The sequence below is a fragment of the Salsipaludibacter albus genome (assembly GCF_019798055.1).
In the GTDB taxonomy this organism is placed as follows: Bacteria; Actinomycetota; Nitriliruptoria; order Nitriliruptorales; family Nitriliruptoraceae; genus Salsipaludibacter; species Salsipaludibacter albus.
Genome location: NZ_JAHOPH010000009.1, coordinates 131,391 through 139,360 on the forward strand (window position 1 = coordinate 131,391; position 7,970 = coordinate 139,360).

Consider the following 7,970-nt stretch of genomic DNA (forward strand, 5'->3'; position numbering starts at 1 on the left):
GCGCCCCCTCCGAGACGTCGATGTCGAGTTCGTCAGCCCCGCTCGTCCCGTCCAGTTCGGGGTGTCGAGGCACTGCCGCCGTTCGTCCCCGTCGCCCCAGAGGTGTCCACCGTGCGTGTCCGTGTCCAGGAACTCATCGGCCGTCCCGGGCAGTCCGAACGACTGCAGCGGGCGATCGACCCGGCGGAGCTGGTCCCCCCGGACACCGACGACGTCCGCTGGGACCCGCCCGGCGCGACCATCGCGGGGCAGCTCGAGCCCGACCTGCGACTGGAGTCGGTCGTCGACGGGATCCTCGTCCGGGGCACGGTCGACGTCGACCTCGTCATGGCCTGTTCGCGCTGTCTCGAGGAGATCGTCGACGAGGCCACGGTGGAGCTGGCCGAGTTGTTCCACGACCCCCGTCGCCTCGAGGTCGCCGACTACCAGGAGGGCGAGGACTACCTGGTCGAGCACGACCTGGTGCATCTCGAGCTGGGACGTGCGCTGCGTGACGCCCTCACTCTGGTGGTGCCCAGCCGGCCGCTGTGCCGGGAGGACTGCGCGGGCCTGTGCGTGGTGTGCGGCGCCGACCGCAATGTCACGGACTGCGGTCACGGCGACGAGGACGTCGCCGATCCGCGCTGGGCCAAGCTCGGCGACCTCGAGCTCGACGACGACTGACCACAAGACCGTGACGGGTGCACGACCGGACCCGGATGGCCGAAACCGCGTGCGATCCGTACCCTGTCCGGTGGACGTGGCGGACGACCTTCGCGCCGCCCGGTTCGACCGTGGCCTGTGGCCCCCGCGTCCGACCTCCTCCCACGACCTTCCCAGAGCCCCCCGACAGACCCGCACGCCGTGTTCGCACGCCGTCGCGGCCCGGTCCCGAACGCGCACCCGGCCCCGACCGCCCGGCACGCCCGTGACGCCCCGACCCACCACCTCACGACCCACACCCAGGAGACGCCCATGGCCGTCCCGAAGCGCAAGATGAGCCGATCGCGCACTCGCCACCGCAAGGCGCAGTGGCTGAAGACGTCGGCCCCGACCACCACGATCTGCCCCCGCTGCAAGTCGCACGTCCGCCCCCACACGGCGTGTGCGACCTGTGGCACCTACAAGGGCGTCCAGGTCCTCGACGTCGAGTGAGCCACGCCCGGGGTGGTGGCGGCGTCGCCGAGCAGGACGATCGGCCGGGTCTGGACGACCTGGCCGGCCGACTGCGCGTGCAACTGCACGACCTCGGCCTGCTCGAGCGTGCCGTCGTGCACCGCTCGTGGGCCTTCGAGCAGCAGGTCGCGTCCAACGAGCGGCTGGAGTTCCTCGGTGACGCCGTGCTCGACGTGGTCGTCACCGACGAACTGTTCCACCTCCGTCCCGACAATCCCGAGGGCCGGCTCGCCGAGTTGCGTGCCGCGGCCGTCTCGGAGGGCTCGGTGGCCGATGTCGCCCGCGAGCTCGGCCTGGGCGAGTTCCTGCACCTCGGTGTCGGGGAAGCCGATTCCGGCGGAGCCGACAAGCCGTCCCTGCTGTGTGACGCGCTCGAGGCCGTGATCGGCGCGGTCTACCTCGATGCCGGCTTCGAGGTGGCCTACGAGCTGGTGCAGCGCCTGTTCGCACCGCGGCTGGCGGAGTTGCTCGCCCGGACCTCGGTCACCGATCCCAAGACCGCACTGCAGGAGCACGCCGAGGCGACCGTGGGGGAGCTGCCGCGCTACGAGACCGTCGGGTCCGGCCCCGACCACCGGCGAACCTTCGCCGCAACCGTCCGCGTCGACGGCATCCGGTGCGGCGAGGGGTCCGGTCCCACCAAGAAGGCCGCCGAGCGGGCCGCCGCCATCCAGGCGCTCGAGACCCTGACCGGTCACTCCACGTCGATCACGGTCCAGGTCCCACCGGTGGGCCTGGCCGGGACCCGGGGGCGGGGTCACACCGGCTAGCGTCCCCGTCCGCCCACCCAACGACCCGTCGACCGCCACGATCCCGGCCGATGACCTCGGCCACCCGTCCACACGTCGTCGCACACCTGAGGAGAACGCCCGTGCTTGAACTCCCCGAAGTCGAAGTCCTGCGCAAGGACCTCGAGAAGGAGATCGTCGGCAAGCGGGTGAAGGACGTCATCGTCACCACCGCCAGCATCGTGCGACCGTTCCACCACACGCGGCCGCACTTCGTCAAGGCGCTGGAGGGCAAGAAGATCGAGGGGGCCCGGCGACGTGGGCGGACCATCTTCCTCGACCTCGACGACGAGAACACCTGGGTGATCGATGCCCGGGGCACGGCGTCGCTCCACCGCGAGACGGCCAACGAGGACCCCGGTGCCGACACCCACCTGGTCGTGACCTTCACGATCGGTGGGGCGATCCACCTGTCGGACCACGCCGACGAGCCCGAGGTCTCGACAGGGGTCGTCCCCACCGACGAGGCGCTCGAGGCCGTGGGACTGACCGGCGACGGCTTCGACCCGCTCGAGGACAACCTCACCTGGATGGAGTTCGCGACGCTGCTGGCGGATGCCGACATGGCGCTCAAGCTGGCGTTCATGGACCCCAACGTCATCTCGGGGATCGGGCCGGTCTACTCCGACGAGATCCTCTACGAGGCCGGGTTGCGCTACGACCGCGAGTCCGACTCGCTGACCTCCCAGGAGGTCCGTCGCCTGTTCCGCGCCATGCACGAGGTGATCGCCGCCGCCATGAAGTTCCGCGGCTCGTCGCTGGACGAGCCCGACCCCGACGACACCGTCGACGACGAGGGCGAGGCGGTCGAGCACCTGAAGGTCTACGGTCGCGAGGGCCTGCCCAGCCTGCGGTCACGCAAGCCGATCGAGAAGGCCGACCTGGGCAACGGCGTCGTCGCCTACTACGACCCCCAGAGCCAGTACTAGGACGTGCCCGGCGTGAACTCGGGTTCGTGGCGTTGCCGGCACACACACGGCACCATCGGTCAGCACCGGCAGCCGTGCTCGTCCAGCGCCTGCCCTGCGGCACCACGCACATGAGGAAGTTTCCCTCCACGTGTTCCTGAACTCGCTCAAGATGCGCGGCTTCAAGTCGTTCGCCGACGCGACCGAACTCGAGGTCGAGCCGGGCATCACGGTGATCGTCGGTCCCAACGGGTCCGGCAAGTCCAACGTGGTCGACGCCCTGTCGTGGGTGCTGGGGACGGCCGCGCCGTCCCGGGTCCGGGGCGGGACCATGACCGACGTGGTGTTCGCGGGCTCGCCCGACCGCCGTGGGGCCAACCAGGCACGGGTCGAGATCACCATCGACAACTCCGACGGCGTGCTGGGCACCCAGGCCGTGGGGACGTCACGCTCGGCCCAGGAGTTCACCGAGGTCACGGTCGCCCGCGAGATCGACCTCGACGGGTCCGGGACGTACAAGATCAACGGCGAGGTCGTCCGGGCGCTGGACGTGCAGGAACTGCTGTCGGACACCGGCCTCGGACGTGAGCTCCACACGATCGTGGGCCAGGGCCAGCTCGACGAGATCCTCAACGCACGGCCAGAGGACCGACGCAGCTACATCGAGGAGGCGGCCGGCATCCTCAAGCACCGGCGTCGCCGTGAGCGGTCGGTCCGCAAGCTCGAACAGGTCGACGAGCACATCCACCAGCTCTCGCTGGTGCTGCGTGAGCTGCGTCGGCAGCTGCGACCGCTGCAGCGCCAGGCCGAGCAGGCCGACCGCCATGCCTCCCTGCAGGCCGACCTGCGTGGGGTCCGGCTCGAGCTGGCCGCGCACGACCTCGCCCGGCTGACCCGCGAGCGGGCGGCCCAGGCAGACACCGACGACGCCACGCGGGCGCGCGAGGAGGCAGCCGCCGAACGGGTCGCCGGTCTGCGCTCGTCCGTCGACGAGCTCGAGGCCGAGCTGGCCACCCGTGGCCCCGAGGCCGAGGCAGCCCAGGAGGTCCACCACCGCCTCACGTCCCTGGGCGAGCGACTGCGCGGCACCGCCGAGCTGGTCGCGGCCCGGCGCCGCCACCTGGCCGACTGGGTGGAGGAGCCACTGGCGGGCCGACCACCGGACGAGCTGCGGGCGGCCGCCGACCGTGCCGACGCCAGCCGGGCCGATCGCGAGGAGGCGTTGGCCGACCTGCACCGGCGGCTCGACGATGCGACCCAGCAACGTCGGGACGTGGAGGCAGCCCGTCGTGACCACGAGCGTGAGCGCGCCGCGGCCGTCCGCGCCCGTGCCCGCGCCCGCGAGCGCCACGTCCGCTGGGAGGCCCAGGTCGCCGCGCTGGCCGGGGGGATCCAGGCCGCCGAGGCCGAGTTCGGACGTGCCCGGGACCAGCTCGAGGGCATCGACGAGCGTCGCGAGGAGGTCGACGCCGAGGTGACCGGGCTGGCGGACCACCAGGAGGCACTGGACGCCGCCGTCATCGAGGCCGAGCAGTCCGCCGCCGCCGCGGCCCTCGCGGTGGAGGAGGCCCAGCAGGCCGTCGACGACCTGGCGACGCGCGAGCGCGAGCTGGAACGATCACGATCTGCCCACGAAGCACGTGCCGAGGCCCTGCGGGCGGCGCTGCGCGAGGCCGGCGGTGGGGCCGACGTGCTGCTCGAGACGGGCATGGACGACGGGCTCGAACTGCTCGGGCAGGTCGCCGACCACGTCCGGGTCGCCGACGAGCACGGCCGCGCCGTGGCGGCCGTCCTGGGCACGCTCGGCGAAGCCGTGGTCGCGGTCCCGCAGCCAGGCCACGGCGGCGCGACCGTGCTGGCGGCACGTCCCGGGGGTGCGTCCACGGCGCTGGACCCGACCACCGACGGTCCGTCCGCCGCCGCCTGCGAGGATGCCGGAGCACGCTGGCTCGCCGACCTGGTCGTGCCGGTCGGGGACGCGGGCGATGCCGTGACGGCAGCACTGGCGACCGCGCTGGCGGACGCGGTCCTGGTCCGGGACTGGGGGACCGCCGTGGAGCTCCACGGACGTGCCCCGGAGCTGACCGTGGTCACGCCCGACGGGATGGTCGCCTCGCCGCGAGGCTGGCGGGCCACCGGCGACGACGCCACCTCGGCCGTCGTGGCCGCGACACAGGCCGACCAGGCCGAGGAGCGTGCCCGGGCCCTGGCGATCGAGCTGGACGAGCTCGCCGTCGAGGTCCGGACCGCCCGCACCGCCCTGGAGCAGCGCCGCGCCGAGCACGACCGGGCCACCGACGAGCGCCACCGGGTCGTCGCCGAGGCCGAGGGGTCCCGGCAGCGGCTCGCGCGGCTGTCCGACGAGGCCGAGGCGATTGCCCGCCAGCGTGGCGTGGTGGCGTCGCACCGGTCCGAGATCGACGCGGGCCTGCGCCACGACCGTGACGCGCTGGCCGAGCTGCGGACCGCCGGCCCCCCACAGGTCGACGAGCTGGCCGAGGAGGACCCCGAGGCGGACGAGCGGGGGACCGAGCTGGACGAGCAGGTCGGCGTCGTCCGCGAGCGCGAGCTGGACGCCCGGGTCGACGTCGAGCGCGCCACCGAGCAGGTCCGCACCCTGGCCGAGCAGGCCGACGAGCTGCGTCGGGAGGCCGTCGAGGTGGAGGCGGCCCTGGCCGAGGCAGCGCGTCGTCGCGAACGTCGTCGCGAGGGGATCGCCCGCTGTGCCGCCCTGGCCACCGTGTGTGCGGCCGCCCGCGAGGAGCTGGACCGGTCCCTGGCCGAGGCAGCCGACCACCGTGACACGCTGCGATCCGTCGTGGCGGAGCGTCGCCGCGAGCTGGCCGGCGCCCGCGAGCAGCTCGACGAGGCGGACCGGTCGCTGGCCGACGTGCGGGAACGACGTCACGAGGCCGACATGGTGCGCGCCGACCTCGACCACCGGATCGAGGCACTGGCCGACCGCGTCCGGACCGAGTTCCAGCTGGACGTCCGCGAGCTGGCGGCCGAGCAGCCCGACGCCGAGGACGCCGACCGCGACGCCCTGGTCGAGCGCGAGGACGACCTGGTGCGCAAGGTCGGCCTGCTGGGCCAGATCAACCCGCTCGCCCTCGAGGAGTTCCAGGCACTCGAGCAACGCCACGCCTTCCTGGCCGAGCAGGTCGCCGACCTGCGCGAGTCGCGTCGCGACCTCACCAACGTCATCGACGCCGTCGACGACCGCATCCGCGAGGTCTTCACCGACGCGTGGGAGGACGTCTCGGCGGCCTTCGAGCGCATCTTCGCGGTCATGTTCCCCGGTGGCCACGGACGCCTGCGGCTGGTCGGCGACGACGATCCACTGACCGCCGGGGTCGAGGTCGAGGCGCGACCGCCGGGCAAGAAGGTCTCGCGGTTGAGCCTGCTGTCGGGCGGTGAGCGGTCGCTGACCGTCCTGGCCTTCGTGTTCGCCATCTTCATGGCACGACCCAGCCCGTTCTACGTCCTGGACGAGGTGGACGCGGCCCTCGACGACGTGAACCTGCAGCGCCTGCTCGAGGTCATCGAGTCGTTCCGGGGCTCGAGCCAGGTGATCATGGTGACCCACCAGAAGCGCTCGATGGAGATCGCCGACGTGCTCTACGGGATCACCATGGGTGCCGACGCGGTGACCAAGGTCGTGGCCCAGCGCCTGGACGAGCTGGAGGCCAGTGGCGTGCTCGAGGCCGCTGGCTGACCGTCGTCGGCCCGCGCTGGCCCCACCCGGCACACTGCGTGGTCCGGCTCCCCGGCGGGCGGTGACCCGTGCGCGGCGCCCCGCCCCCTCCCCGAACTGCTCCGAGAGGCATCCCGAGATGGAACTCACCGAGACGCTGTTGCTCATCGGCTCCGTGCTGGCCGTGGTGGCGGTCGTCGTCGTCGGCCTGTTCCGGCGTGGCGGCGGCCAGCCCCCCGCGGACCACGACCGGGACGTCGCGCCGCGGGGCGGGACCGACACGCTGACCCGCGAGCCCGGAACCGACACCGCGACCGCACCGCCGGAGACCGCGGCCCCCGAGGCACCACCGGAGCCGCTCACCCTCCGTGACCGCTTCCGCGAACGCCTGGTGCGCACGCGCAACGTCCTGGGCGTGTCGGTCGCCGAGCTGTTCGGCGGCGGCGTCTCCGACGACGCCTGGGAGGGGCTCGAGGAGCTGCTGATCTCCGCCGACGTGGGTGTCGCCGCCACCATGCAGATCGTGGAGGACGTCCGTCGTCGTGCCCGCGACGAGGGCGTGACCGAGGCGGACGGGGTGGTCGCCCTGCTCAAGGACGAGCTGCGGTCCGCGCTGGAGGTCCCCGACCGGTCGCTGGCACGTGCCACCGACGACGAGCCGACGGTGTGGATGCTCACCGGCGTGAACGGGACCGGCAAGACGACCACGATCGGCAAGCTCGCCGCCATCGAGGAGCGCGAGGGGCGTTCGGTCGTGCTGGCGGCCGCGGACACCTTCCGGGCCGCCGCCGCCGACCAGCTCGGGTTGTGGGCCGACCGCACCGGTGCCCGGCTGGTCCGCAAGGACGAGGGCGCGGACCCGGCCTCGGTGGCCTTCGACGGCTGGATGGCCGCGATCGCGACCGATGCCGACCTGCTGGTCGTCGACACCGCGGGCCGGTTGCACAACCGTCGCGAGCTGATGGACGAGCTGGGCAAGGTCAAGCGCGTCGTGGAGAAGAAGTCCGGCCCGATGGACGAGGTCCTGCTGGTGCTGGACGCCACCACGGGCCAGAACGGCCTGGCCCAGGCCGGGGCGTTCGTCGACGCCGTCGACGTGACCGGCATCGTGCTCACCAAGCTCGACGGCTCGTCCAAGGGCGGGATCGTCGTCGCCGTGCAACGCGAGCTCGGCCTCCCGGTCAAGCTGGTCGGGCTGGGGGAGGGGATCGACGACCTCGCCCCCTTCGACCCCGACGCGTTCGTCGACTCCCTCTTCGAACCGGCCTGAACTTCGGCCGGGCGTCGCCGAAGCGGGCCTGGACGTTCCGAGTTGCCCTGTGTCAAGCTGCGGTGGTGAGGTGGGCTTTCGCGTTGCCGTGGCGGGTGGGGTCGTAGGCGGTGTGGTCTTGCCAGCAGCGCCAGATGACGCGGAGCCAGGCACGG

At 72.8% G+C, this 7,970-nt stretch carries 6 protein-coding genes; all 6 read left to right on the forward strand.

Annotated elements, in window-relative coordinates:
• Nucleotides 1–111 precede the first annotated feature (111 nt).
• The 6 genes from KR546_RS07865 (at nt 112) to ftsY (ending at nt 7,815) form a co-directional block, all read left to right on the forward strand.
• A complete protein-coding gene (locus KR546_RS07865) occupies nt 112–663 on the forward strand; it encodes a YceD family protein (protein WP_238444154.1) in 552 nt (183 codons plus the stop codon).
• Nucleotides 664–954: 291 nt separating this feature from the next.
• Nucleotides 955–1,134: a 50S ribosomal protein L32 gene (rpmF, locus tag KR546_RS07870; RefSeq protein ID WP_238444155.1), complete on the forward strand. Its 180-nt coding sequence runs from the start codon at nt 955–957 to the stop codon at nt 1,132–1,134.
• Complete coding sequence (gene rnc, locus KR546_RS07875; RefSeq protein ID WP_238444156.1) at nt 1,131–1,925, forward strand: ribonuclease III; 795 nt, start codon at nt 1,131–1,133, stop codon at nt 1,923–1,925. The genes rpmF and rnc overlap by 4 nt, the downstream gene beginning before the upstream one ends.
• 101 nt (nt 1,926–2,026) lie before the next feature.
• Nucleotides 2,027–2,872, forward strand: a complete 846-nt coding sequence (locus KR546_RS07880; protein ID WP_238444157.1) for a DNA-formamidopyrimidine glycosylase family protein — start codon at nt 2,027–2,029, stop codon at nt 2,870–2,872.
• Between the two features lie 130 nt (nt 2,873–3,002).
• Nucleotides 3,003–6,566: a chromosome segregation protein SMC gene (gene smc, locus KR546_RS07885; protein ID WP_238444158.1), complete on the forward strand. Its 3,564-nt coding sequence runs from the start codon at nt 3,003–3,005 to the stop codon at nt 6,564–6,566.
• 118 nt (nt 6,567–6,684) lie between these two features.
• Entirely contained in the window at nt 6,685–7,815 is a 1,131-nt protein-coding gene (ftsY, locus tag KR546_RS07890) for a signal recognition particle-docking protein FtsY (RefSeq protein ID WP_238444159.1), read from the forward strand.
• The last annotated feature ends 155 nt before the right edge of the window (nt 7,816–7,970 follow it).

Excerpts from the sequence above, each read along its gene's own strand:
- rpmF (WP_238444155.1), top strand. The coding sequence starts at position 955 with ATGGCCGTCCCGAAGCGCAAGATGAGCCGATCGCGCACTCGCCACCGC.
- ftsY (WP_238444159.1), top strand. The coding sequence starts at position 6,685 with ATGGAACTCACCGAGACGCTGTTGCTCATCGGCTCCGTGCTGGCCGTG.